The organism is Acinetobacter bereziniae LMG 1003 = CIP 70.12 (assembly GCF_000368925.1).
Taxonomy (GTDB): Bacteria; Pseudomonadota; Gammaproteobacteria; order Pseudomonadales; family Moraxellaceae; genus Acinetobacter; species Acinetobacter bereziniae.
This window is the reverse complement of record NZ_KB849756.1, coordinates 2,743,675-2,770,596: the sequence shown is the minus strand read 5'-3', so window position 1 is coordinate 2,770,596 and position 26,922 is coordinate 2,743,675. Positions and strand designations below refer to the sequence as shown.

Here is a 26,922-nt window from a genome sequence, read left to right as displayed (position 1 = left end):
GAGGTTGTAGTGGTAAGTTTGTCCATAGCATTATAACGATGTTCTAAAACCTCAGTGATTCACCTGACGGATCGCTTTGCCCTGTTGAAATGCCTCAAAATTTTCCAACATTTGATTTACGATGCGCTGTCGAGCATCAACACTTCCCCATGCACTATGCGGTGTGATAATCAAGTTTGGAATATCCTCTGCAAGCAACACATTTCCCTGCGTTGGAGGTTCAACAGACAGTACATCTATCGCAGCTCCTGCGATCTTACCTTGTCTTAATGCGTCCGCCAAAGCCTGCTCATTCACAATGCCTCCACGGGCACAATTGATTAAGAATGCTGATTTCTTCATCGAGTCCAATGCTTGTGCATCAATCAAGTCACGTGTTTCATCAGTTAAAGGACAATGTAAAGAAAGAAAATCGACTTGTGGAAGTAGCTCAGCAAAAGCAATTCTTTCTTCATGCTGTGGACGGCTTGGTAATGCCCCGACAACAACCTTCATCGCAAAAGCTTCAGCTAATTTGGCAACCGCTTGCCCCAACTCTCCATAACCAATGATCCCTAAAGTTTTTCCTGACAACTCTACAATGGGAAAGTCCAATAAACAGAAAATTGGAGATTTATTCCATTCCCCATTCTTTACAGCACCATCATATTTGAGCAAAGAGGTTGCTAAAGCCAACATCAATGTCAGCGTATGCTGTGCAACTGCTGATGTGCCGTAGCCCTGACAGTTGCACACCACGATGCCTTTAGACTTGGCTGCATCTAAATCGACATTATTGGTTCCTGTTGCCGAAATTAAAATGAGCTTTAGATGCTTCGATTGCGCAATTGTTTCAGCATTGATCAATACTTTATTGCTGATGACCACATCGGCATGCGCTACACGTGCTAATACCTGCTCAGTCGTGGTCGAAGGATAAAGTACAAGTTCATCAAAAGCTGCGTTTAACTGACTAAAATCCAAATCATTTTTGTCTAGAGATTCATAATCTAAAAATACAGCCTTCATTGCCTTTACCTTGTGGTTTCAATCATTTGCACAATCTTGTTTATAACATGAAAATTTCACTGATTTTCATACAGCTCTTTAGAATATTTTGAAATGTAAACCGTCATTATTCAGCTTTAAAAACACCCCTTTCCAATTCAATAATTTTAAGATTGTGTTGATACTTGAGGAAAACCAAAGGTGTTATTTTTGAGTGCCAATAAATACGCATTGGTCATACGGTAGGCTTCTTGAATAATGGCTTCAGAAATATAACTTTCATTGTAATAACCATGCTTCATACAGGTAAAAACCAATTCCATCAAAATGGTTAAAGTATCGGGTTGTTGAGGGACATAATTATCCACCTGAATCATTTCCAATGCTTTACGTACACCATCACTGACTTTTTTCAACTCGATTTGATACTCAAGATAAGCTTGCCGTGTAAAAGGACCACTAAGAATCAGTAAGCTGGCAATTTCTGATTCATTGAAAAATTTAGCCGTGGTCCGAATCATACTTTCTGAAAGCAGTTGCCCGTATACTTCGATGCTTGCTTTGGGATTATCCGTCAAAACGCGAACAGCAGCCTTCCCCAGTTGTTTCACCAAATCATTTAAGTGTGCGAGTGCAATATGACGCAAAATATCGTATTTCGTCGGAAAAAATTGATAAATACTGGTACGAGGAACGCCAGAAGCATTGGCAATTTCAGGAATAGAAATCTTTTCAATTCCAATGGATAACAACAATTCTTGCGTAGTCGCCAACATCTTTTCCATTCTTTTTTGTGAGCGTTCTTGTTTTGGTTGACTCACTTTTTTGGTCATTTTCTTTAAAACTGACGTTGACGTTATTTTGATCATCAGATAATCTCTCAAAAAATCCAACAAATGTTGGTTTTTAAAACTTCCTTGTTCTCAAACAAAAATATAGAGGAAAACGGAAATGAATTTACCCCTTTCCGATGTACATATATCCAAGCTAAACAAAGCCAAAAACTTTGCTGACCCTGAAGATGAGCAACGCAGTCATCAAATTCGTAAAGCGATTTTGGAAGCTGGGAATCAGTTACGAGAACGCCATCCTTGGCTGGTTCAATATCAAGATCAAATCGGTTTAAGTATTCTGGGCACTGCTATTACAGGGATTATTTTCAATATAACACAATACGCTCGCGGGAAAATGGCTTGGTATGTGGCAATTCCACTTTCTGCATTTTGGATGTCAATTTTGCATGAACTGGAACACGATTTGATTCATCAAATGTATTATCGTAAGAATAAAAAAATAAATGATGCCATGCTTGCAGCCGTGTATGCCTTTCGTCCAAGTACAGTCAATCCGTGGATACGTCGTGAAGTACACCTACATCACCATAAATCCTCAGGTACAAAAACAGATTTAGAAGAACGAGGTATTAACAATGGTGACAAATGGGGTTTAAAACGCTTGATCATGACAGGTGACAATATGTTGGCTGTCTATTTACGCCCCATCACCATGATGAAAACCACCAACCGCTATATTCATGCGCAGAAGAATTTATCGAAAACTGAAAAGCTCAAATTAAAGGCAAAGCTATCTGCAAGTTATGCACCATTTGGGCATATTCATTATGCACTTTGGCATAGCTTTCTATTGATCAGTGTTGCCAAATTAGCAATGAAAGCTTTTGGCATCGCACAACCTAAAAATAGCTTATGGAAGTTTATTGACCGCAGCACAAAATTTTATGCGGTAAGTATTGCTGCGCCTAACTTTCTCCGTACCTTGAGTTTACACTTCACCAGTTCCAATATGCATTATTACGGCGATGTTGAGGATGGAAATGTTGTACAGCAATGCCAGATTTGGACGGATTGGCGCATGAAACCTTTGCAGGCATTTTGTTTTAACTTTGCAGGTACTCATGCAATACATCACTTTGTTGTTCGTGATCCATTTTATATCCGCCAAGCGATTGCTGAAGACTGCTATCCAATCATGAAAGAAAATGGTGTGCGATTTAATGACTTTGGAACCTTTAAACGCGCAAATCGTAGATTTTAAACTTTATTTTTTTCAAGTTGAATTTCAGTTTATGGGGATCTCCGGCATGGGGTCCTCTTTTTTTTATATTCAAACATGCACTTAGACGATATAGTCAATCAAATGAAATTTAAAAAGATATTAGAATGAAACAATCAAAATCAAGCTCACTGGTATTATTGATGAGCTGTTTTAGCTTATCTGCATATTCAGCACATGCAAAAGATCTCGTTTTACAGTCGATTCAAAATTTAGATAAGGCAGAATTTAGAAGTTCAGAAGGAAATTATTTTAGATTAATTCAATTGAATCGAGGTTGTCGTATAGAAGCTCGGTATTATTTAGAAATGGAAAATCTATTATTTAGTTATAAATTTATTGATCAAAAACTTCTACATGCCTCACGAAAAACCTTTCGTTATCATTACAAAGAAGGTCAAGAAGGCTCACTCATGGCGGTAACAGGTGTTTATCAACATTCTAGCGAAACTTATAAACTCGATGACTTAAACGTTCAAAGTGAATTTAAGAAATATCAAGCATTGTTCCCAACACGCTATTTAAAGCAATGTATTTAAATGAAGGTGCTTTTAAAGCACTTGCATACATTCGAAAGCATGATAAATAATCAATCATATTGCTCTTGATCATGCCTTCTCTTTTTGAGAGAAGGCGAGAAAAAAAGCTATATTATTGAATGATGCTGTTAAAAAAGGCTTTGGCAAAAGCCGATTTAGTCATACGATGAATTGCCTGAGCTTAAGCGATCTTAAAATGACAAAACTCATTTAAACTTTCATCGTCAAAACTGACTTGACCTTGAATATCACAGCTCATATAGAAGTTTTTATAACTCAACACATAAAAGTCAGGGGTTTTCTTGATCACAATTGGATTCATATCCAATGACAACGCTTCATCATGTTTAAAGAGTTTTGTCACACGACGATCATTCATGCAAATCAAATAGGTCTGTTTCTTAATCTCGACTTGCGCTAGACCATTGCTTTCAACATTTAATGGAATAATATATTTACCATTAACATCAATCACCTGTTGATCATAACTTTCCAGTTTCTGGGTAATGACATTAAATACCAAGATATTACCAAAGTTGTCTTGTAGCTGAGTTTTGTCCTCAAATGCAAAATTGACCTGAATCCCCAGCTTTTGCAGATCTTGCTCATCCACACGTTTATTGGTTAATAAAATACGGGTAATGGTCTGCTTTAAACTGGCATCAAAGAAAGTACTGTCCAGTTGAATATCAGTTCCTTTGAGAATTTTACCCAATGCTTCATTGTGTGTTCCCAACAAACGTGCAATCACACTGCGATAGTAAAACTTACTGTTCTTCTTGACCTCACGAATCTGCTTATAGAAATAAGTTTGATCATAGGGGCGTTCAATAAAATCATGTAATAAGGCAGAGTTCGCCAAAACAGCAATCGCATCATGCCCTGTATAGGGTAAATGAAGAGTATGTAGATGAGGAATTAACGGCTTAATTTTTAAATAATGTTCTTTATCATTTTCAAAATACGGATCATAAACAATGATGTATTCACATTCTTCAACAATATCCTGTGCCTGAATACGCATATTTGCGTTTAAATCAGCATCATAGAAATCCGTATAACGTTTATCTTCAATTTCTGAAGGATCTATTGAATATTGCGGAACCATAGCAACTACACGATTCATGTTTAAATCTTTGGCATATTTGATCGCTGCATAGCCCCCCATCGATCCACCATAACCGACAATATTCTTAAATTGACTTAAGATGGGTTGCAGATGCTGTAAAAGTGCAGCCATACTTGATGCAGGAAACCAAGACTTTTGCTTAGGCATAATACCGACAACAGCATAGTTATATTTCATCAAAGACTTTTCAGCATTAATTGAAAGCCCTTTGGCGCGAGTGATCAAGTCCCCAAATGACAGGACTAAAGTGTCAGATTCACCTGTTAAATAGATTGCTCTGATATGATCATCTTCAAAAATTATTTGTTTATCCATTCGCACACCGAGCATCCGCTCTTTCATTGGCTGAAATTAAATCAATCGGCTCTTGCCTATTGATTGCTTCAAGTGTCATATTTTATAGAGTCTAGTCAGATAAAAAAGCGCAAAATATGACACATTCCTTACATCCTGCTGCTCAAAAAGGTTTCAGTACGGCTGCTGAACTCTATCAACAAGCCAGACCCAATTATCCACAGGCTGTGGTTCAATGGCTCATCGAAGATTTAGCACTCAGCCCAGATTTAAAGGTGGTTGACTTGGGTGCAGGTACTGGAAAATTTCTACCTTATCTGAAACAAGCGACGCCCAATATCATTGCAATTGAACCTGTTTCTGAAATGCTGGAGCAGTTGAAAATAGTACATCCTGATGTACAAACGCTTCAAGCGAAGAGTGATCAAATTCCGTTAGAATCTGAAAGTATTGATGCTGTTTTGTGCGCTCAGTCCTTTCATTGGTTTGCCAATATCGAAACATTGAACGAAATCCACCATGTTTTAAAGCCCGAAGGTCATTTAGGTTTGGTTTGGAATCAACGAGACGAGAATATAGACTGGGTGAAAGCATTGGCAGATTTGCTCGCAACCCTTGAAGGAGATACCCCTCGCTATCACAGCGGGCAATGGAAGCAGGTATTTGAAAATCAATTTTTGTTCCAACTTGAAACCGCTAAAGTATTTTCACAGCTACACACAGGTACGGTAGAAAATGTGGTGAGTAAACGATTGCTCTCAACCAGCTTTATTGCAGCGATGCCAGAACAAGAACAACTCAAATTGAAACACAAATTCGAACAGATTGTATCGGAATATACGGGCAAACAAGCTCAAGATGAAATAGACTTCCCTTATGTCACCTATGTTTATAACTTTAGGAAACTGCGCTAATTGATACGCTTTAATGAGGAATGTTTATCATGAATTTAATACTTCGCCCTTTGCTTCTTTCAAGTTTACTCACATCTATCGTTTTCATGGCTGCATGTTCCCCTAAAGATGGTCAACAAAACAATTCATCTGAGCCGAAAGATGCATCTCAAGAAGTTATGGACCAACTGAAAACCAAACCGATTAAAGCCTTTCCGAGTACGCCGAATGATGCACACGATATTGCCTTGCTCGACGAATATGATCAGAAATTTACTGAAAATAATAATGCTTTAGAAGCTGATCTTAAAAAACGTGCTGCTGATGGCAGTCTAACCGAAGACATTGATCGCCAACTCAAGCGAGATAATATTGAATCGGCACTCAATATGTTGAAAGACTTGGATCTTAAAACAGAACAAGGGCGCTATATTCAAGGTTTACGTTATCAATATTGGGAAAACCAAGCCAAAGTCTATGATGAGAAAAAGCAATCTGCTGATGGTGAGCTTAAAAATCCAAGTGATGCAGTCAAAGGCATGGGAGAAATGTTCACTGCCGATGAACAGCTTGATCACTGGAAGCAAACCACTGAAAGTAAATAATGCTTTAATCAGACTAGGGTCTGTGGACAATTCGTCTATGTTTGCGACTAGGTGTGTTTTTTAGGCGATTCTAGGCGCGAAATACGAAATTTAGTCATTCTAAATGAGTAGTTCGTAACGACGAAGCGACAAAAAACACGCTAGCCCCGAAGGGTTGTGGTTAAAATTATCTCAGGCTACGTTATGAAACTTAAAAATAGTCTAGCTATTCTCTTCATTTCCTTGCGGAGTATACTCCTCATACCTGCTCAATTTTAACCTACAACGCAAGCCATTTATGAAATGTCCACAGCCCCTATTATGTTCATCAAAATGAGCATTCAATTTTTGGATGCTCTTAAAGTTGAGCACTCTCAAAGATTGATAAAATACCCGTAGGCTTTCTACCGTAAAGCGACATGGATGTCGCTACTCCATTGTAAGCCTGTATAGGAAGGCTTCTCTGCAATAAAAAGTCTTAAAGGTCTAGAAGAAGCTAAAATAACAATTAGCGTGATTTGAGCTTAAGAAACCCGAATGCGACAACGCCATTGTTGATCTGGTTGTTTAGAAGACTCCCAAGCTCTGATATGAACCAATTCAATATAATCTTGTCCCGGTTTCTCTGCTGTAAAACGGAAAGTTTTGGTTCCACCCACACCTACAGCACCTTCTTCACTGTCATTTTGTAAATAGGTTTCTTCAGTTTTAAATATTTTAAGTGGCTGTAATAATTGCCATTGATAACCCGTGCTTGGATTTTCAGGAGCATTGAACAACAACACCTCTCCCACTTTCATATCCATGAGCGTTGGGCACTTTTGTTTGAGGGTGTATTCATGTGTTTTACCTACGCTAGGATTTGGACTTTGACAAGCAACCAGCCCCAAACTGCAAACCAACAAAGTAAAACACGCTAAACCTTTCATTTACCACACTCTTTATTGTTCAATTGACCTAAAATTATACATCTCACCTTAGCATCTTCTCGGATTTGGCTCAATTGAATTTAGATATTTTGCTTTTCTAACCATTGAATCGAATTGACTCGAATCAGTTTACAAGCACCATCTCCCACCCCATTCCAATCTAAAGCCGACTTCCAAACCAAATCTTTATCATTCACCTGAACCAAATCGCCCGTTAAACGAACCAAGTCTCCACGTTTAACTTGTTTGATTTTTTTGGCAATTTCAGGATTGGCAGGAATGATGTGCATATTACTGACCAATTGAGTTGCCAGTTGTGCAGGAATAGGCGGGCGCGCCATTTTCCAATTGAGGAATCGGTCATATTGATTGATTGAAATTTGACGGGCAATTTCAGGTTCAGTAAATAATCCCCGTGTCACAGCATAATCAATCGGTGAGAATTTTGCCTGTGCATCGTCATGATATTCTTTTGACCCTAAAATACGAAATTCTCCACGGAATGGCTCCAGAACAGAGACTTTCTGATTTTGATCAATCGGCGCTAAACCATTGGCGATATTAAAGGCCGGATTGGATAATTGTGCCTTTGGCACAGCAGTAGATTGAAAAGCATTGACCTGAAAAGCACTCAGTGCCATCAATGCTGCACAGACTAACTTTTTATTCATAACATGCTCCTCAAACTCAGTACTCAACCAGCAAAATATCTAGACTTAGTATTAACCGATAAACTTAAAATAAAATCGAGTTTCGGTAACAAAATACAGAAATTTCGTCCTATTTTTGTCTTATATTCAAAATTCACATTGGTTAGAATCATGATCATACTCTTAAAATGATCAAATTATGATTTATAAATATTATCAACAACGCATTTTTCCTCACCTGCTTAATCAAGTCATGCAAACACCCAGCATGATGGAAGGACGTGCAGAACTGATTAAAAAAATTCGTGGCGAAGTATTAGAAATTGGTTTTGGGACAGGCTTGAATTTACCTTTTTATCAAGCAGTTGATCAACTCTATGCACTTGAGCCAAATCCTGATGTATACCGCCTTGCACAAAAGCGAATCTTTGATACTCCCTTTCATATCCAGCATATCCAAGCCAGTGCCGAAAAATTACCTTTTGCAGATCATTCAGTTGAAAATATTGTCAGTACATGGACCATGTGTAGTATTGCCGACTTAACGCAAGCACTCCAAGAAATTCATCGTGTATTAAAACCTGAAGGCAACTTACACCTGATTGAACATGTTCAGTATCATGACAATTCGACCTTGAAAAAGTTACAAGACCTTTTGACCCCAATTCAAAAAGTCCTCGCTGATGGATGTCATCTAAATCGCAATATTGAACTTGAGTTATTAAACGCTGGCTTCAAGTTTTCTGAAAAATATTATTTCGATGCGGAAGATCTACCTAAAGTGGGAAGACGTATGTTTATGGCAAGAGCACAAAAAATTTAATCGGCAAAATCAATATGGATAGTTTCAAAACGTACCCGCCCTTCACGGATGGCTTGGGCAATTGCTTGTTGCCCTTTGGTTAAACGTGCGCCACCACTCTTGATATCAATCAATACCACTTCAATCTCTTCAGCCAAGCCTTCACCATCTCGAAAGTCGGTATAGCCATCAAAAATCACATAGTCGATAGGATCACCTAAAAACTTGGCATCACTCGGCAAATATTGGAACTCAGGCATGATTGGCGCGAGTTGTTCCGCCATCTTTCCTTTTAGAACAGCACGACTGGTATTCACACTGCGCTTTTGCGCATGTGCAAGTGCCTGTTGATGTTCCAGTTCAAGCTCAGTGATATATTGTTCATACTCTGCTTTAATCTTGCCATTTCGCGTACTCGATAACACGATTGTCGTTAAAACGATGCCAATACATGCTCCTATCAACATCGCCATCCAGATGGACATGCGCTTTCCTTTCTGTAAATCCTTGGCACAATGTAAACAACTACTAAAGTTTTGTCATGTGTAACCTATATGCTTAAAATTAATGCTAAAGTAGACAAGGGCTAGCGGACAGATATTATTGATATACGATGAAAACAATACTTGTTGCAAATTTAAAAGGCGGTTGTGGAAAAACAATTACAGCAATTACTTTAGCCACAGCATTGGCACAAAAAGGTTATAAAGTTGCATTAGCCGATGCTGATGGGCAAAAGTCAGCACTACAATGGTTAAAACAGCGCCCTGAACAAGCAGCGAAAATTCAAAGTCTCGATTGGCGTCATGAAAAATCAATAGGAGATGCACCTAAAAATCTCGATTATTTAGTCATTGATGCACCTGGCGCTTTAACCGGTGAACACGCTGAACAGTTAATCAGTGAAAGTCATGCTGTGGTTACACCACTACAACCCTCATTTTTTGACATCGACAGTACTCGACGCTTTCTCAAACACATCCAAGACATTAAAAAAATTCGTAAGGGGAAAGTTGCGGTACACTTGATTGCCAATCGTATGAAAGCCAACAGTGCGAGTTCCAAAGATATTCAACAATTTTTTGAAAAGATTGATCAGCAACCCGTTGCATGGATTTCAGAACGTACAGCATATGGTCAATTGGCGATGCAGGGCTTAAATATTTTTGATAAGACCCAAAAGAATTTTTTAACCATTCAAGAACAATGGCAACCACTGCTTGATGCTTTAATAGATGATCCAAGTGATTGGTTCTAAAACCAATCTAAAGCAGGTCGGATAAAGCAAGCTTAAAATTTGCCACATTTGATTTTTCAGTTAATATTGAGTGAATCACTCAGCAATTTTTAGAGTAGTTAGTGCAAGACTTCACTTCAAACTTACAACGCATCTTATTGTTTGGGTTATTGTTTATCCTGATTTTCTTGGGCTACGATATTCTCAAATATTTTATTGTCCCTGTATTATGGGCATGTATCATCGCCTATATGACATGGCCGATGTATAAGCGCATATTAAGAATGTTTGGTCCGAACCGACCTACATTAAGTGCCTCAGTGATGATTACGCTAGTCGTTTTAGTGGTTGGCATTCCACTCACCTTTGCGATTTTTATTTTGCAGCATGAAGGTCGAAATTTGTATTTTGACCTACAACGCCAATTATCATCGGGTCATTTGACCGTTCCTGATTTTATTCGTGAACTCCCTATTATCGGAAAGGAAGTCAGCCGAACTGTTCGTGAAATAAATGCAGATCCGACATCGCTTTCTCAAACCATTGGTCTTTGGATTCAAGGACATTTGAACTATGGGAAGTTTGTACTGAATGAGATCACCAAAAATTTAGTCAAACTGGGCTTTGCCATCATGTCGTTGTTCTTTTTCTATCGAGATGGTCAAACCATTTTGGAACAAGTCAGCAAGGCATTACAAATGTTAATTGGACCTCGTATCCATCATTATTTGGATACGATCTCTGAAACCACACGTGCTGTGGTCTATGGCGTCGGTTTAACTGCGGTTGCACAATCTATTCTTGCAGGCATCAGCTACTTTGTTGCAGGCGTACCAAATCCGATGGTACTAACGATTGCCACTTTCCTGATGGCACTCATCCCATTTGGACCACCTGTCGCTTATGGTGCAGTATCGTTATGGCTATTTTCCCAAGGTCAAACAGTTGAAGCAATCGGCGTGATGGCTTGGGGTGTCTGTATTGTCAGTACCGCAGATAATGTGATTCGTCCATTGGTCATTTCAGGTGCAACAAAAATTCCATTCTTATTGATTATGTTTGGTGTGCTGGGCGGATTGGCGAGTTTTGGGCTGGTTGGACTCTTTATTGGTCCTGTTATTTTGGCAATATTATTGGCAATTTGGCGTGAATGGCTACATGAAACCACGGAGTCTGGTATTTTAATGCCTGATGCGACAATGGCATATGAAATTGAAGAAAACGACCTGAAAAAGCCTGATTAACTCCCTCTCCTGATACAGGATTCGCCAAATATTTTATTTGGCGGATTGTTTTCACCTCTCTAGAAGGCACAGCATAATCAATGCCAATTTACCAGTTATTAAATAAACTTATACAATCAGATATTTAATTCACATTGTTTATCCATACATGCTTTGTTTGAATAGTATTTAAATCATGATTAAAGCTATTGGATGCGAATAATGACATCTACTTTTTTTAAAACATCAATACTTTGTATGTGTGTAGGGCTTTTTACAGCTGCATGTAGCACAACACCGCACACAACTAAACTCAAAACACCTCAAAAAACGATTGATGTTCATGCTGTTTCAGCACAAGGGATTGGTGCCAAGATTGGTACAATTAGTTTTCAAGACTCTCCAAACGGTTTAAATATTTCGACTCAACTCAGCCAACTTCCTTCTGGTTTTCACGGTTTTCATATTCATGAAAAAGGCTCTTGCGCGCCTGCTGAAAAGGATGGAAAAATGGGGGCTGCCCTCGCTGCTGGCGGGCATTACAATCCTCTCCAAACTGGACATGGCACACCAAATGATGGGCATATGGGTGATTTACCTGTATTGAATGTTGATTCAAATGGGAATGCTAAAACCACATTGATTGCCCCACGATTGAAACTTGCTGATATACAAGGTTTAGCCATTATGATCCATGCAGGTGGTGATAACTATTCTGATCATCCAAAACCTTTAGGTGGCGGTGGAGATCGTATTGCTTGTGGTGTAATCCAGTAACCAAATCATTATTCTATAAAAGCCAGAGATGTGGATAAAGATATACTTATCCACATCTTTCCTTGTTTTTCTATCAGCGTGTATCACAAAGACACTCATCCAAATCATTCTGTTGATCAGTAATTTGTACTTTTAAAACATTTAATTCGTATCTACATCATAAAAAATGATGCATCATCAATCATATTGAAATTAAAATTTTCTTATCTTCATCATCAAAAGGAGAAATAGAATCAAGGCGCTTGATTGTTTAAACACCTCATTTGATTTCAATCATCCATATGCAATGCGCTTTATCGTTTTATACAAATTATTGAAAGACTTGGCGACTTCTTTATTCTGTACTGTTGAATCATCGTGAATATGTCTAGCATAAGGTGATAGGAATGTCGCCATGCGGAGCGAAGGGATATCGGCAAAAAAGCAATACTTTATTGGCAGTGCAAAAATGCAGTTAAACAAAAAAGTTTGATTAGAGTGACGTTCGGATTGATTCTCTTATTTAAGAGAAACTATATTTTACTCTATGCGTTTTTCAACAGCTTGACTATAGCGGATTCTACTCAAGATCCTCCCCAAAAAGTATATAAAAATTTAATCTAAAAGGTTTTTGTTAATATGAGATAATTTAAATAATAATAAATAAAAATGTTAATATTATCACGGTTTAATAATAATAAATAAAACACATTTTTACTTTACTAATAAAGTATTACCCAACCACGCACTTAGAAAAACCAATGCGATAAAATAAAATTTCAAACACTTCAAACAAAAAATTTTTAACCTAATTTAAATTTAAAATGAATTTTTTTAAAATAAATATAACTTAAAAATCAATCAAACAACTCACTGATATTTAAAAAATAAATATATTTAACAATTAAATTCAAAAGACATTATCTGCAATTAAAATAATATTTGTAATTTTACAATCTAGTAAAAATCGAATAGATTAAATCCGCACTTTAGCAAATTAAATAATTAACTCATTTAAAAAGGCTTTTATTTTAATGAAAAAGATCGTAATACCAATAGTTATGCTGTGTATAAACTCCACGTTTGCAAGTGAAAATAATGGGTCGAGTCGATTTACACCAAGCGATCTTTCTATATCTTTATCTTCTGGGCTTTTACTGAACTCCAAAGCCAAAGAACTGGTTTATATGGATGATCAAAGCAAAGCATCCGAACTCACTTGGGACACCAACAGCGCGAATATCATCAATGCTGAAATAAATTGGCAAATCCATCCTAAGTTTTCTTTTAATGCGAGAGGCTGGAGTACATTATCTAAAAACTCATCGGTGATGAATAACTATGACTGGATGTCGGAAACAGATAGAGATTTACTGACGGATTGGTCTCATCATGATCGTACACCACTCAACTTTGCGAATGAGTTTGATTTCAATGTCAATATCAATCTACTGGATACACCACATTATAAGTTAGGCACTTTATTCGGTTATCAGCAAAATAGATACTCATGGTCAGCGATGGGTGGTTCCTATTATTATTCTGAACAAGATGATGATGGGGATTATATTGAAGGATCAGCACTTAGTAATGTCGGAGAGTTTGACCCTAATGAGAAGCTTATTGGCTATAAGCAAAAATTTAAAATGCCTTATATCGGCATCTATAATAAGTTTGAATACAATAATTTTGAACTGAATACTACGCTAAAATATAGTCGTTGGGTCAATGCATCAGATCGTGATAATCATTACTTACGTGATACTACATTTGATACTAAAGCCAGCAATGGAAGGTATTATGGAGCAATTGTAAACGCAGGCTATAATATTCGACCAGATACAAAATTATTTACTGAATATGCATGGAATCAATATAAACATGTGACAACTGATTCGGTCATGATGGAAAATCAAACCAATGAAATCTCAAGCTCCAAAGATGGCGGTGGCATTTCAAATAAATCTCAAAGCGTGAGCTTGGGTATTGCTTATACGTTCTAATATCTTTTTATCGTGAATGACAATCTTCATCTATTCGGTTAAAGCCAATTTGATGTTGTGCTTTAAAAATCTTACTACTCAAGACCTATGAAGATGAAAATTCAGCTTTACAATATGTGGATAACCATGCAGTTATCCACATATTACTTTATTTTTGATGAGCAAGTGCATAACGACGGCAATGATCCAAATAACCCGCTTCATGTACACTGATTAATTCCACAATACTGCGCCATAACCAAAATGGAGCATCTATGGTTTTAGACTGATTTCGTTGCAGCTCTTTGAGCCAACTATTTCGAGTTGAATCATCCATTTGCCGAACATGTGCCCGTCCTACCACAAAAGCCAAATAAAACGCCAAATCTCTCGCCCCAGTTTGATTCATGCCCTCGATTTCTAATTTTAAATCCTGCGGTAATAACTCACGAATAAAGATCGATCGCTCTAAAAATTTGGTTGCTCGCATTCGCTCACCCAGATAAGGGGATAAATGTCGTGCACCTTCCACAATTCGCATTGCATTGTCTTTCGGCATCGGCGCATTTGAATAGCGAGGCGCTAAAGCTGTGGTGGCTTCTTTTAAATCCATTAAACACAAGCCTTTACCATCTCTGACAATATGATTGGATGAATCCATTAAAACGATATAGCGCAATAAGCCTAAAGAACTGCAACCTTTCACCCAGTACACCGAATCAATCACTTTGAGCTGTGCTGATGCATCACGCTGCCCAATCATTTTGACCAAATCTTCTATATCTGGTTGAGCAAAAACATTGTGTATTTCCAACTGCTCTTTTTTTAATAACGGCCAAAATCGTTTACCCAAGGTAATTTGTGGTTTTACATCTTCCAAACGTTCTTTTGCTAAGCTTTTCCATGATCGTTTCACTGCTTTTTCCATCACACTGTGTACTAAAGCAGGACGCTGTAACTGATCACTTGTTCGACCACTACGTTCCAGCGCATAAATATAGCCAGCATACAGCGCTTCAATCATTTGTGCAGTCACCACACCCGGCAAGTCTGAACTGCGTACTGCTGTTGCTAAAGATAAACCTAAACGAATCAAATCATTGGCTGGATTACCAATCACTGTCTGATCCAAGTCCCTAATTTCAATGTCAATCTTCCCTTCAGCATTGGCAACAGGACCTAAGTTCCCAGTATGGCAATCGCCACAAATCCAAATTGCAGGACCTTGAGGAATGGAGCTAATTTCAGCTTGTTTGAGCCAATCATAATATTTAGAAGTATTGCCTCGTACATAAGCATGGATTGAACGTGCCATTTTTAAATTACGGCGTTCGGTTAACTCAGCATTACGATAACGCGGTTGTTTAATTGCGGTGTTTTGTTTTTTTGACATTGTCGATATTTTTAAGCATTCAATGATTTATTCTGGATGTTTTTAATCTGCTGCGTAATAGGCAATCTGTATATAAAATGTTGAATTTTCCTATTAATTTTTACATTTCCACAGCGAATAAAGCATCTGAAAGTATCATAAATGAGTAAAATATAAAGACTCCCTATCTGCGAAACGATATTGTGAATAGCGTTCATCAAATCTTTCAAAATATAAAATCAAATTCAACATTCATTTATTGCTTACAGATTTTGATTGTTTTCACAGGAACAACGCTGGGGCTTTATTTTCTTGGCTATCAGCAATTGATTGTTCCTTTGACGCTTGGAGCAATTGCAACAGCATTGACTGACTTTGATGATCGTCTCAGTATTCGTTTAAGAAATCTTGGATTGGTGTGCGTTCTATTTTTTAGCGTCAGCAGTATCTTAGATTTTTTACATCCCTATAAACTTTTATTCTTAATTTATTTATCCCTTTCCAGTGCCGCTTTTATATTAATGGGTGCATTGGGGCAACGCTATGCCACCATTTCTTTTGGTACTGTGTTACTTTCAATTTATACCATGTTTGGCTTAGGTGAATATTCTGAGTGGTATCAACAGCCGAGTTACTTTGTCATGGGGGCGCTCTGGTATGGTCTGACTTCGATTATTTTTTATCTACTTAAACCAACGCAAGCTGTACAGGACAATTTATCAAACAGTTTCAATAATCTTTGCGATTTACTCATGGCAAAAGCTAAACTGTTCGACCCTGATAATAAAGACAATGTTGAACAACTTTTATATGATCTTTCATTAAAAAATAGTGTTGTGGTACACAGCTTAAATACCACCAAAGCATCATTACTGACTCGTTTGAAAGCCTCACGCGCCAATAAAAATACCATTTATTGGCTGAATTTATATTTTCTCGCCCAAGATATCCATGAACAAGCCACATCCAATTATCTACATTATGAAAGGATCCAACAGAACTTTAGCCGTACCGATTTAATTTATCGAATTCAAAAGAATGTACGTTTACAAGCACAGCATTGTCAAAAGCTCGCTGAGTCTATTTTAAAACGTCATACTTTTACAGTTCATGCAGACCATAGTACGGTCTTAGCACATTTAGAAAGTTCCATGCATGATTGGATTCAACAAAATCCACATAATTTAGAAGTAAAAAACTTAGTTTTGGTTTTAAGAAATTTAAAAAATGTTCAAGACCAGTTCACCAACCTCAGTATTGAACAGGTCAATTATCAACAAAGCTACAGTCAACACCGGGATAATTTAAATTTATTGGATGACGATATCCACGGCATACAAGATCTTTGGCTCAAGATCAAACAACATTTAACCCCAAAGTCAGCCCTGTTTCGTCATGCTGTCCGGATTGGTTTTGTGTTCGCTGTGGGCTATGCCATGTCTTTATTGCCTTTTGCCAAAAATGGTTACTGGATTTTATTGACCAGCTTATTTGTCTGCCAAATCAGCTACTTTGCCACTAAAAGCCGTTTAAAAATGCGAACCTTGGGCACTGTTTTAGGTGTCATTTTAGGAATTCCAATCTTATATTTTGTACCCAGTATTGAAGGTCAGTTGGTACTTACCATTATTTTTGGGGTGTATTTTTTCTATTTGCGTTCCAAAAAATATGCCATGGCGACATTAATGGCAACCCTGATGGTCTTGTTGATTTTTAATCTTAAAGGTGCAGGCTATGCCATCATTTTACCGCGCATCATAGATACACTTTTAGGCTGTTTAATCGCATGGTTTGCTGTCAGCTTTATTTGGCCAGATTGGAATTTCCGAAATATTTCCAACAATATTCTAAAGAGCAGTAAAGCAAGCCTAGATTATTTCGATGCTGTGGTAGAACAATATCAACAAGGACGCACAAACAGTATTGATTATCGTAAAGCCCGTCGTGCAGCCCACAATGCGCAAATTGAATTATCCACCATGATTTCCAGCCTTAGTGCCGAACCCAATCCCAATCAAGATTTAATTCATCATGCATTTAGGTACTTGGTCTATAGTCATAGTCAACTCAGTTATGTATCTGCTCTCGGCAGCCATCGTGAACAGGTACATGATCAACAAATTTTAGATTTAATGCTTTGGTGTAAACACACCTTGAATGAGGCTTTACTCAATCAAGCCCCTTTAAATGAGGCTGCGATTGACCAGAAATTGGCAGAAATACAAACTTTAAGTGATCAAGACAATTTATCAGATGGTTTACTATTAGCCTTAAAACAAATCAGTTTATTATTGGAAACCTTACCTGAGTTGTTAAGACTTAAAACAACTTTACTTGGATTAGAAATTAAATAGAAATGACGACATGATTTGAGAGGGTTCAAATGAAACTTAAACAGCATTTACAATTATTCGTCGCTTTATTCACGCTAGGTGCCATGACATCTAGTTATGCAGATACTCAATTTAATCAAAACTTAGAGCAATTTTTAGAATGTAAGAAAACGCTCAGTGATTATTATGGTCTAGGTTTTGAGTTTGAAGACAATCTAAAAAAGAATGGTTGGATCAAACAAGGGGAAGATTACTCATATGTGAGTAAAGAACCCATCAAAGTCTTTGGTCAAACAAGCCATGAAATTAGTTTGGTTGCTGGTGGCATGTTGGCTGTATTTAAAAATGCCAATACCAAAGAACTTGCTGAAAAATTTAAAATTTCTCAAAATCGATTTTTTAAAGATATGCCGTATTTTTCAGGCGAAAAAATTGTAAAAACTGATCCTGCGACCAAAGACGCTGAAAAGTCTGTTCGAAAACTGACCCTTGCTGAATCCAATCCTGTTATCAATGAAGGAGAAAATAAAACTTATCTGGGTTGCGTTTATATCTCCGAGTTTGAACAACAGCAACAAGAAGCTGCACTTGAAGCCGCACAGTAATCAACAAACATCGAAATCGAGAATGATGAAAGATTTAATGCAATGCCAATTCTGCATACTTCTCAATAAATCATAAAAAACTGATGTGTAATAATGACTTTCGATTGTGATATTTTAACAACATGATCGAGGTCATTTTTTACACTGAATAACATCACTTAATGGAACTGATGAGAGTGATAAATATATTCAACTTTTGAACACAATTCGGTTAGACTCAAGATTCATTCTCATTTGACTAAGTGACCATGAATATCAAAACTTTACGTCTTGTTGGTTTTCTTGAAGGGATTTCCTTTCTTCTCCTGCTGTTTATTGCAATGCCGCTCAAATATATTTGGGATAACCCAATCTATGTGAAATACGTTGGTATGGGACACGGCTTACTCTTTATTGCCTTTCTTGCCGTTCTATTCATTGTTTGTCAAAAGCAAAAATGGTCACTCAAAATGTTTATTTTAGGCTTAATCGCTTCAATTTTACCTTTTGGACCCTTTGTCTTTGATCATAAATTAAAGCAAGCGCAATCTTCTTAATCTCCATTGAGCACAGTTTTAAAGCTCCCTTTCCTTTTGGAGAGGGAGCTTTTTGAATTTTAAAAAATACCGTCTGCCTGACGTTGTTTCATAATTGCTTTTAATAACCCACGTGGAATTGTGAACCATAACGCAATCAATGCAAAACATGACAAAGCATACGCCCAGAGATGGAAGTGCTCGTACAAAATTCGTATCAGTTCAATGACAAAGAAAAAGGTAAACATCATCAAGACTGAAACAGCAGCGGCAACTGTACCTTTAGAAACCTCTGAAGACATCAAGGCAAAACGATACAGCACGGAGAAACTGATCCCTTCACCAAAACTGACTAAAGTCATGCCCAAAATGACGCAATATAAAAAATATTCGCGCCAGATCACACCTGCGAACACAATCACAGTGCCCAAAAGCATCAATGGCAAGCCAATTAACACTGTTTTTCCAAGCGCCAAACGATCAATCACTCGAATCAGCACAATATTACCTAAGATCAGCCCGCCCAATACAGGAAACTGCGCTAATCCATATTGCAGACTCGTCAGCCCTAGTTCTTCAACCAACATCACTGGGGACAGAGCAATCCACAGCATTAAAGGCATCGCCACCATAGGCAGACCTAAAGTCATTCCCATAAAGGTCTTATTCTTAAAGACTTTCTTATAGTCATCCCAAATATAACTCAAGGGTTGTTTTGGAATACTGATACGACGCGCTGGCATTTTAGCCTTCAAGCCAAACCAACTCAGAAAGGCTAAAAATGCAATGCCAATAAAGCCCCAATGCCACGATACATGATCAATCAGGAAAGCACCTACGACAGGTCCAATTAACGGCGCCAGTAGAGAAATGTTAGCCATGAGTGCCATGACTTTAATTGCATCACGTTCTTCAAAAGTTTCCTGAATTGCAGCATAACCGACCGCTGCAATCACGGATAAACCAAAGCCTTGTAAAAATCTCAAAGCGAGAAAACTTTCAATATGATGAGTCAGTAAGATCAATAAGCAGGTGATAACAAAGAATGCCACACCAGCCAATAAGACTTTTTTTCGTCCTAATCGGTCAGATAATGGCCCCAATAAGCCTGCGACACATGCACCACCAAGCAGATAAAAGGACATCGACGACGGTGCCCATGCACTACTTACGCCAAATTCCTTGGTAATCGCGAGCATAGCAGGCTGAACCAAATCATTTCCGATATACACTGAAAACTCAAAAAGCACCAACGCCAATGGAAACATGAGCGTAGCGCGACTCAAACTTGCAGTGTGTTCTTGTTGCACTGAATTTTGCATTGTTTTCTACATATCATTATAGGCTTGCTGGAGTGACACTATTTTTCTAAAGATAAGCGTCATCCCAATGACAAGCACTGAAATTTAAATATTAAGTTGTGGAATTTACGTTGAATAAGGGGTCAACACCGCATTCACAAGGTGTCTAATTCAATAGGTAAAAAAGTAATGCTTGCAGCAAATTTGTGAGATTTATAACTGAACCCTACTATAAAAAAGTTTATAGAAAGTACACACAGGGTTGAGTTTTTGTAGTGTAACACAGACATTTTTCGAGAGGAAGTTGAACATTTAATATTCTTAGGCTACTCTAAATGTCACATAAATCTATATGAATAAATTAAATGAAAAATAAAAATCCAGTTTCATTGATCATCATCGGCATTATTTTACTTCTGGTCGGTGGTGGGCTTTATTTTATGAGTTCAGGATCCCATATCAGTGCTTCTGATCAAGCCAGATGTGAAGAATTAGTGCAAAAAAAATATGGTGAAAACTCTGGCTCAATTATCTCAAGCTGTAAAACGGATACAGGTTTTGTTGCCATGATGGACGCTCAAGCCAATGCGACAGGCTCAGCAGAAGATACAGCGAAAGCAATTAGCTCAGCCAATCAAAAAGAACTTGGTTTAGGTATATTCGGCAAATTCCTGATGGGTCTATGTGTGGGAATTGGAATTGCATTGCTGATCAAAGGTCTGATTGGTTTAAAAAATAAACCACAAACAGGCATTTAACACTTTACAGTAAATTATACGTTGAGCTTGCTGTCATTGATCATCTAACACTTTAAACTTGATGAATGTACCATTTTTAATATCATCATATGCTTCAAGAATTTGATCATAGCTGTTCATTACAAATGGACCATGACCATTGATCGGCTCTTGAAGTGGTTTGCCTGTCAGCAACAATAACTTGCAATGCTGTAAAGCGGTGATCTCAATATCCTGCCCTAAACTCGACATCACAGCCAAGCCTTGTTCTTCGAGAATTTCATCTTCAGGCTGAAATTGAACTTTACCAGTTCTTAAATAAATCATAGTGGTGTCGCCAATATTCGCAGGTAGAACCACACGATGCCCTGGCTGGACTTCGATGTCTAAAACTTGGAGCGGCGAATGCGTTTTGGCTGGTCCTTGGGCATTTCCATAATGCCCAGCAATGACCCTGACTGTTCCTGCGGAATGTCTAAGTTCAATCACTGGAATATCCGCTTTGCGCAGACTTTGATAACGGGGTGGATTCATTTTATCTTTGGCAGGCAAATTCACCCACAACTGTACCATTTCAAAATATCCCCCTGTTTTTGAGAATGCCTCACTAAACACTTCTTTATGTTGGACTCCTGAAGCAGCCGTCATCCATTGCACATCGCCTGCAGAAACGATCCCTCCGCCACCCGACGAATCTCGATGTTCAAGTTCTCCAGCAAAAATCAGCGTGACGGTTTCAAAACCTCGATGTGGATGTTCACTCACGCCTTTGTGTAAATTGGTCGGTTTTAAAACTCCAGGTCCCAAGTGATCAAGTAACAGAAAGGGAGAGACGGTATTGCCTAATTCATAGTATGAAAATACAGAAAGTACAGGATAAAAATCCCCTATCGCAAAGCGCGTATCATTACGATGAATAAAGGCAAGGGTTTTCATACTGTCGATCTTCTCTAATTGGTAAACGCATTAACCGTAAAAATGCTGTTTTAAATTGAAGCTATATGCTGTGAGATATTGCTTTAATTTTTCAATATCATTGGTCGGTTCAATTGCCCTTAAATTTAAAGCTTGAATCTTATCTTCCAATAATTTTAAGATCTGCGCTTGTTCAATCACCGGTAATTGCGCTTTTTCTTTTTGTTGCTTTTTGATTTCTAAATAATCCTCTGCCCAATGACGGAGTGGATCATTGGCATCAATTTGATCGAACAACTGCGTGATCTGGAGTTCAGGCATAATCTGTTGTGTTGCCAACTCTGCGGACATCAAACCACGAATCGAATAAAACACTTTTTTATAAGTAAAATTATCTGCCGTTTGCATGACTTGCATACCGCCTTTCGCTAGCGATAAGTAATGATAATACAGCGCTTTATAGTCTATTCGTTCCAGCAAACCTGCTCTAAAGCTTTCCCACTCAGGAAATTGATTAAAATAGACAATATGCGCTCGTACCCATTCAAGTACTGTAGGATTACTCTTTGCCAAAAGTCCAAACATCTTATTTAAATCAAATGAAACAAAGTCAAAATCCCCCTCCATGATTTCGATTAAGTCACGATGTTGACGATAATCATAATATTGAGCTTTAGAAGGTAAATGGAAACCACGCACATCATAGTCGCTGTCTGGACTTGCCATGCCCCATAATCGACTACCACTTTCGATATAAAATAGTGGATGTTCATCTCGATTTTGGAATAAGTTTTGAATTTCTTGTTGGATGTTCATTATGTTCACATTTTTGGTAATCTATAAGTTTTATATCATTAATTTCAATGAATTTTGAATTTTCTTTAGTTTTTGAATACCTATTTTTATCGAATTGATTAAGCATGCTGAAGCCTGATTAAACTGAAACTATCACTCAGACAAGGGAGCAAAAATTCACTCTCGTTAATTGATTCTATTGATATTCTAAAAACGCATCATATCTGGTGCGTTCTCAAGCAAATGTCTTATCCATTCTTCAATAAAACATATGAATAGCGAAAAACAGCTATCCTTTGGACACCAATTTTGGATTTCTTAATAAATTTTCATGACGCTCTAAAGCCAATTCTATGAGTTGAGTAATTAATTCAGAATAAGTGATCCCACTTGCTTCCCAAAGCTTTGGATACATACTGTTATTGGTAAACCCTGGCAAAGTATTTACTTCATTCAGAAAAATATCACCATTTTCAGTCAAGAAAAAATCGACACGTGCAAGTCCAAAACAACCCAGAACTTTAAAAGCTTTAATCGAAATCTCACGGATCTTATTACTTTGCTCATTTGAAATTGGAGCAGGAATCACGACTGCAGAAGATTGATTATCTATATATTTTGCTTCATAAGAATAAAAACTAGACTTTACAACTACCTCACCGCAAACACTGGCTCTTGGATAATAATTTCCCAAAACCCCGCACTCAATTTCACGACCTTTGATAAATTTTTCGATCAATACTTTGCTGTCATATTGAAATGCATTTTCTAAAGCAGCAATAAATTCCTGTTCATTTTCAACTTTACTCACCCCGACGGAAGAACCTTGATTTGCAGGTTTTACGAATACAGGAAGACCTAAAGTAGTTTGAACCTCATCGAAACTTACCTCATTTAGGTCATAAGCATGAATCGTTAGAAATGGTGCAACAGCAATACCAGAACCTTGTAATAAACGCTTGGTAACATCTTTATCCATACAAATTGCAGAACTTAAAACATCTGAGCCCACAAATGGTAGATCTAAAATTTTAAGCATGCCTTGTAATGCACCATCTTCACCTAAGGTCCCATGAATAATTGGAAAAATAACATCAAGGGGCGCTAATCCTTGTGCATTTTCAATTTCAAAAATTTGAGGTGGCTTAGACTGTAAATGATCTTGCTGTTCACGTGCGGCAAGAGAAATTAATTTAGGATCGTGACCATATTCTAAATAATGTGTAGCATCTAAAATACGCCAAGTGCCATCTTGATCTATCCCAATCAAACTAAGATCAAACTTTTGCCGATCTATTGCATCCACGATGTTTTGTGCTGACTGTAGTGACACGCGATGCTCTGATGATTTTCCACCAAAAATTATTCCAACTCTCGTTTTTGCCATTTTGTTGTTCTCTATTTTTAATTTTTCAAAACTATAATTCCTGGTAAATCATTGATTAAGGACATTTTGCCTTTTGGAATGTCTTGGTATTTTTACCACGTAAACACTGATATTCCTTTTGTACGTCTATGCGTTTCCACTGACCATCTACATTTTTAAAGCTATATACCGTACGAATTGAACGAACTGAATCATCCATCAAACCCGTTTCAGTCAATTTCACCTCAGCGACTGTTGGCGATTCAACACGGTTAAAATATTGACGTAATTCAACAGTCGCTAAATCTTTGCGCAGATCAGGACGCTCATTTAAAACTTGGCTCAATGGCGTTTCAGAACCACCCACTTTATTGATTAAATTTTGTGTTGTTGCACAACCCGACAGAGTCACTAAACAAAATACTGAAATTAAACTCAAACGGTTCATTCTGGTTATCCTTAAAACTCAAAGCATCGCTTTATAATGCTATGCACATTCAACTTACACTATTTAAAAACTGTGACTTTATGACTCATCTGCAATATGAGCAATATCGAGAGCAATGACTTGTTGATCTTGATCATCAAACATCAATGCTTGATCACCTAAATCCAGCATATAGAAATGCCCTTGTTCCGTTAGAAAATGCCAAGCGACAATCTCTTGTCCATTATATTGATGCGATGGATCACCGATAGTAATACGATCCAGCTCTTGACCAAGCTGCTGACACAATTCTTCAATAATTTTAAAATAACGGGGTTGATTTTCAGCTGCCTGTTGTTTCCGCTGTTCCAGATTTGGAATCTTCGCTGAAACTTGTTCAATAACCGTCAATATTTCATCTTCATCCACTGCTCGTAACTTTGGATGCTGTCTTAACCATTGGCTATTGATTTCAATCAGATCTTCACTTTCATTCAATGCAAAGAATTTATCATCAAAGCTATTGAGTACATCACGTTGCTGGTTCTCACCAAAATATTCACCCTCTAAAAACTGTTCAAATTGCTCATCAGAAAATTGTTCAATCAAATTAGCGCTTTGTTCAAATAAAGCTAAATGTTGAGTGGCATTCATGGCTTTTAAACCATCACGAACATGCTTCACCATAAATGCATCCCACCCCGTGTTATACACAAATTGAGAGAATCCACCGTTATTGACTTGGGCGAGATAATAATCCACAAAATAGCTATATAGCGCTTCAGCTGACACTTCATCGTATTCGATATAGTGTTCAAATAATCCATTTAATGTATCGATATTGGACATAATCACATCATAATGATCATCACTTTCTAAACTTTGTTTAGAAATTAAAATATTATCAATCAGCATCATTTTCAGTTTCTTATCAATGTTTAAGCGCTACAAACATAACAAATTTTTAACGACAAATAACCACAACACTGTAAATTTATTTTTATTTTTGTGTGTCCATAAAAAACGCTCCCTGAGGAGCGTTTTTGGTTCAAACTTTTAAAGATCAAAGAGTTTACCCGGGTTCATAATCCCATTTGGATCAAATACTTTCTTTAAAGCCTTCATGTATTCAATTTCTTCAGCAGTACGGGTGTAATCAAGATAAGGCTTTTTGGTCATGCCCACACCATGCTCAGCAGAAATCGAACCATCATATTTCTTCACTGTTTCAAACACATATTTATTGACTACCTGACACTTTGCAAAGAATTCATCTTTCGACAAATTTGCAGGTTTTAAAATATTTAAATGCAGGTTGCCGTCACCAATGTGCCCGAACCAGCAAATTTCAAAGTCTGGATAATTCTCTGCAACAATCGTATCTATTTCCTTAATAAACGCAGGAACATGCGTAATCAGTACAGAAATATCATTTTTATAAGGGGTAAATGGTGCAATCGTTTCTGAAATGTCTTCACGTAAGCGCCATAAGCTTTGCACTTGTTCGAGACTTTGGCTCATCACGCCATCAAGTACCCAACCTTGTTCCATACAGTGTTCAAAAATTTCCATCGCCGCATCCATAATCGGTTCATACGGCGCTTCAAACTCAAGCAAAACATAGAATGGACATTCAGTTTCAAATGGACGTTGAACATGACCACGGTCTAATACCTTTTGCATCGCAAGTTCACCAAAGAACTCAAATGCTGTGAGGTCAATTTTATTTTGAAAAGCATGTAATACTGGCATGATCGCATCAAAATCAGGTACACCCAGTACCATCACTTGTAAGTCATGTGGTTGACGTTCAAGTTTAATTTCAGCTTCAGTCACTAGACCTAAAGTACCTTCACCACCAATGAATAAGTGCTGCATTGCATAACCTGTAGCATTTTTGATCATGCCTTTGTTTAAACGCAATACATCGCCTTTTCCTGTCACGACTGTCAGACCAAGCACCCAGTTACGTGTCATACCATACTTGATGACTTTAATCCCACCTGCATTGGTTCCAATATTTCCACCCAGTTGAGACGAACCTGCAGAAGCAAAATCAACGGGATAATACATACCCTGTTCTTCAGCATAATTCTGCAATTGCTCAGTCACGACACCAGCTTGGATACGCACCATACGATCAGCAGGATAAAACTCTAAAATCTGGTTCATTTTGTCGAAGCTCACGACAATTTCACCATTCGCTGCAACAGCACCAGCCGATAATCCAGTACGCCCACCAGAGGGTGTGATCGCAACATTAAATTGATTGGCCAATTGAACAATGGCTTGCACCTGCTCCGTACTAGAAGGAAAAACGATAATCGAAGGTTTTGGATCGAAATGCTTAGTATGATCTTTACCCCAATTTTCTAAACTGTCCGCATCGGTTTTAATTCGGTTTTCACCGACAATTTGCGTCAATTGGGTCAATAATTCTGGTGCTATCGTTACTGGAGCATTCATCGTTTTGCGGAC

General features: G+C 37.7%; 27 protein-coding genes. 13 read left to right on the top strand and 14 right to left on the bottom strand.

All coding sequences use genetic code 11. From position 1 onward, the window contains the following. Nucleotides 1-51: 51 nt before the first annotated feature. The gene (locus F938_RS22780; RefSeq protein ID WP_005035504.1) at nt 52-1,008 is read right to left on the bottom strand and encodes a 2-hydroxyacid dehydrogenase; all 957 of its coding nucleotides are present in this window, start codon (nt 1,006-1,008) and stop codon (nt 52-54) included. Nucleotides 1,009-1,154: 146 nt separating this feature from the next. After that, nucleotides 1,155-1,856 (bottom strand): TetR/AcrR family transcriptional regulator, encoded by a 702-nt coding sequence (locus F938_RS22775; RefSeq protein WP_004826499.1) that lies wholly within the window; start codon nt 1,854-1,856, stop codon nt 1,155-1,157. An 82-nt stretch (nt 1,857-1,938) separates the two neighbouring features. On the opposite strand from F938_RS22775, the gene F938_RS22770 reads away from it, so the two are divergent. Beyond that, nucleotides 1,939-3,042 carry a fatty acid desaturase gene (locus F938_RS22770; protein WP_005035502.1) on the top strand — a complete coding sequence of 368 codons (1,104 nt, stop codon included), beginning with the start codon at nt 1,939-1,941 and terminating at the stop codon, nt 3,040-3,042. Nucleotides 3,043-3,167: 125 nt separating this feature from the next. After that, a complete protein-coding gene (locus tag F938_RS22765; protein ID WP_005035499.1) occupies nt 3,168-3,599 on the top strand; it encodes a hypothetical protein in 432 nt (143 codons plus the stop codon). 181 nt (nt 3,600-3,780) lie between these two features. On the opposite strand, the gene F938_RS22760 is transcribed toward F938_RS22765, so the two are convergent. Continuing rightward, nucleotides 3,781-5,043, bottom strand: a complete 1,263-nt coding sequence (locus F938_RS22760) for a hypothetical protein (RefSeq protein WP_034715533.1) — start codon at nt 5,041-5,043, stop codon at nt 3,781-3,783. Nucleotides 5,044-5,159: 116 nt separating this feature from the next. On the opposite strand from F938_RS22760, the gene F938_RS22755 reads away from it, so the two are divergent. Both F938_RS22755 and F938_RS22750 read left to right on the top strand, forming a co-directional pair. Then, nucleotides 5,160-5,936, top strand: a complete 777-nt coding sequence (locus F938_RS22755) for a class I SAM-dependent methyltransferase (RefSeq protein WP_005035496.1) — start codon at nt 5,160-5,162, stop codon at nt 5,934-5,936. 29 nt (nt 5,937-5,965) lie between these two features. Then, on the top strand, nt 5,966-6,520 hold the full coding sequence (locus F938_RS22750) for a hypothetical protein (protein WP_004826494.1): 555 nt from the start codon (nt 5,966-5,968) through the stop codon (nt 6,518-6,520). A gap of 503 nt (nt 6,521-7,023) precedes the next feature. Here F938_RS22750 and F938_RS22745 read toward each other — a convergent pair. Both F938_RS22745 and F938_RS22740 read right to left on the bottom strand, forming a co-directional pair. Next, nucleotides 7,024-7,428, bottom strand: coding sequence for a protease inhibitor I42 family protein (locus F938_RS22745; RefSeq protein WP_004826493.1), 405 nt, complete (start codon nt 7,426-7,428; stop codon nt 7,024-7,026). 80 nt (nt 7,429-7,508) lie between these two features. Further along, nucleotides 7,509-8,099, bottom strand: a complete 591-nt coding sequence (locus F938_RS22740) for a hypothetical protein (protein WP_004826492.1) — start codon at nt 8,097-8,099, stop codon at nt 7,509-7,511. Nucleotides 8,100-8,277: 178 nt separating this feature from the next. Here F938_RS22740 and F938_RS22735 point away from each other — a divergent pair, with 178 nt between their 5' ends. Further along, the gene (locus tag F938_RS22735; protein ID WP_005035492.1) at nt 8,278-8,901 is read left to right on the top strand and encodes a class I SAM-dependent methyltransferase; all 624 of its coding nucleotides are present in this window, start codon (nt 8,278-8,280) and stop codon (nt 8,899-8,901) included. Here the strand turns inward: F938_RS22735 and F938_RS22730 are convergent. Then, nucleotides 8,898-9,365, bottom strand: coding sequence for a Holliday junction resolvase-like protein (locus tag F938_RS22730; RefSeq protein WP_005035489.1), 468 nt, complete (start codon nt 9,363-9,365; stop codon nt 8,898-8,900). The genes F938_RS22735 and F938_RS22730 overlap by 4 nt on opposite strands. 128 nt (nt 9,366-9,493) lie before the next feature. Between F938_RS22730 and F938_RS22725 the strand changes: the two genes are divergently transcribed. From F938_RS22725 to F938_RS22710, 4 genes are all read left to right on the top strand, one after another. Continuing rightward, entirely contained in the window at nt 9,494-10,138 is a 645-nt protein-coding gene (locus F938_RS22725; protein ID WP_004826486.1) for a ParA family protein, read from the top strand. 101 nt (nt 10,139-10,239) lie between these two features. Next, a complete protein-coding gene (locus F938_RS22720; RefSeq protein ID WP_005035487.1) occupies nt 10,240-11,361 on the top strand; it encodes an AI-2E family transporter in 1,122 nt (373 codons plus the stop codon). A 201-nt stretch (nt 11,362-11,562) separates the two neighbouring features. Further along, on the top strand, nt 11,563-12,117 hold the full coding sequence (sodC, locus tag F938_RS22715; protein WP_005035485.1) for a superoxide dismutase family protein: 555 nt from the start codon (nt 11,563-11,565) through the stop codon (nt 12,115-12,117). Between the two features lie 1,013 nt (nt 12,118-13,130). Then, nucleotides 13,131-14,099, top strand: coding sequence for an omptin family outer membrane protease (locus F938_RS22710; protein WP_005035482.1), 969 nt, complete (start codon nt 13,131-13,133; stop codon nt 14,097-14,099). Between the two features lie 148 nt (nt 14,100-14,247). Here F938_RS22710 and F938_RS22705 read toward each other — a convergent pair whose 3' ends face one another. After that, a complete protein-coding gene (locus F938_RS22705) occupies nt 14,248-15,471 on the bottom strand; it encodes a DUF2252 family protein (RefSeq protein WP_005035480.1) in 1,224 nt (407 codons plus the stop codon). 182 nt (nt 15,472-15,653) lie between these two features. Between F938_RS22705 and yccS the strand changes: the two genes are divergently transcribed. The 3 genes from yccS to F938_RS22690 all read left to right on the top strand — a co-directional run bounded on the left by yccS (nt 15,654) and on the right by F938_RS22690 (nt 18,924). Beyond that, the gene (yccS, locus tag F938_RS22700; protein WP_005035479.1) at nt 15,654-17,804 is read left to right on the top strand and encodes a YccS family putative transporter; all 2,151 of its coding nucleotides are present in this window, start codon (nt 15,654-15,656) and stop codon (nt 17,802-17,804) included. A 29-nt stretch (nt 17,805-17,833) separates the two neighbouring features. Then, nucleotides 17,834-18,388 (top strand): hypothetical protein, encoded by a 555-nt coding sequence (locus F938_RS22695; RefSeq protein ID WP_005035477.1) that lies wholly within the window; start codon nt 17,834-17,836, stop codon nt 18,386-18,388. A 248-nt stretch (nt 18,389-18,636) separates the two neighbouring features. After that, the gene (locus F938_RS22690; RefSeq protein WP_005035475.1) at nt 18,637-18,924 is read left to right on the top strand and encodes a DUF3817 domain-containing protein; all 288 of its coding nucleotides are present in this window, start codon (nt 18,637-18,639) and stop codon (nt 18,922-18,924) included. Between the two features lie 59 nt (nt 18,925-18,983). Here F938_RS22690 and craA read toward each other — a convergent pair whose 3' ends face one another. Beyond that, nucleotides 18,984-20,225: a chloramphenicol efflux MFS transporter CraA gene (gene craA / locus F938_RS22685; protein ID WP_004826478.1), complete on the bottom strand. Its 1,242-nt coding sequence runs from the start codon at nt 20,223-20,225 to the stop codon at nt 18,984-18,986. Nucleotides 20,226-20,569: 344 nt separating this feature from the next. Between craA and F938_RS22680 the strand changes: the two genes are divergently transcribed. Continuing rightward, complete coding sequence (locus tag F938_RS22680) at nt 20,570-20,962, top strand: hypothetical protein (protein WP_005035473.1); 393 nt, start codon at nt 20,570-20,572, stop codon at nt 20,960-20,962. A 33-nt stretch (nt 20,963-20,995) separates the two neighbouring features. Here the strand turns inward: F938_RS22680 and F938_RS22675 are convergent, their stop codons facing one another. The 6 genes from F938_RS22675 to F938_RS22650 form a co-directional block, all read right to left on the bottom strand. Then, nucleotides 20,996-21,877, bottom strand: coding sequence for a pirin family protein (locus tag F938_RS22675; protein WP_005035471.1), 882 nt, complete (start codon nt 21,875-21,877; stop codon nt 20,996-20,998). 30 nt (nt 21,878-21,907) lie between these two features. Beyond that, the gene (locus tag F938_RS22670) at nt 21,908-22,672 is read right to left on the bottom strand and encodes a nucleotidyltransferase domain-containing protein (protein WP_005035469.1); all 765 of its coding nucleotides are present in this window, start codon (nt 22,670-22,672) and stop codon (nt 21,908-21,910) included. 268 nt (nt 22,673-22,940) lie between these two features. Then, nucleotides 22,941-24,038 carry a D-alanine--D-alanine ligase gene (gene ddlA / locus F938_RS22665; protein WP_005035467.1) on the bottom strand — a complete coding sequence of 366 codons (1,098 nt, stop codon included), beginning with the start codon at nt 24,036-24,038 and terminating at the stop codon, nt 22,941-22,943. 55 nt (nt 24,039-24,093) lie between these two features. After that, on the bottom strand, nt 24,094-24,465 hold the full coding sequence (locus F938_RS22660; protein ID WP_004826467.1) for a hypothetical protein: 372 nt from the start codon (nt 24,463-24,465) through the stop codon (nt 24,094-24,096). A gap of 78 nt (nt 24,466-24,543) precedes the next feature. Further along, nucleotides 24,544-25,362 carry a DMP19 family protein gene (locus F938_RS22655; RefSeq protein WP_005035464.1) on the bottom strand — a complete coding sequence of 273 codons (819 nt, stop codon included), beginning with the start codon at nt 25,360-25,362 and terminating at the stop codon, nt 24,544-24,546. A 138-nt stretch (nt 25,363-25,500) separates the two neighbouring features. Further along, on the bottom strand, nt 25,501-26,910 hold the full coding sequence (locus F938_RS22650) for an FAD-binding oxidoreductase (protein WP_005035462.1): 1,410 nt from the start codon (nt 26,908-26,910) through the stop codon (nt 25,501-25,503). Nucleotides 26,911-26,922: the final 12 nt, after the last annotated feature.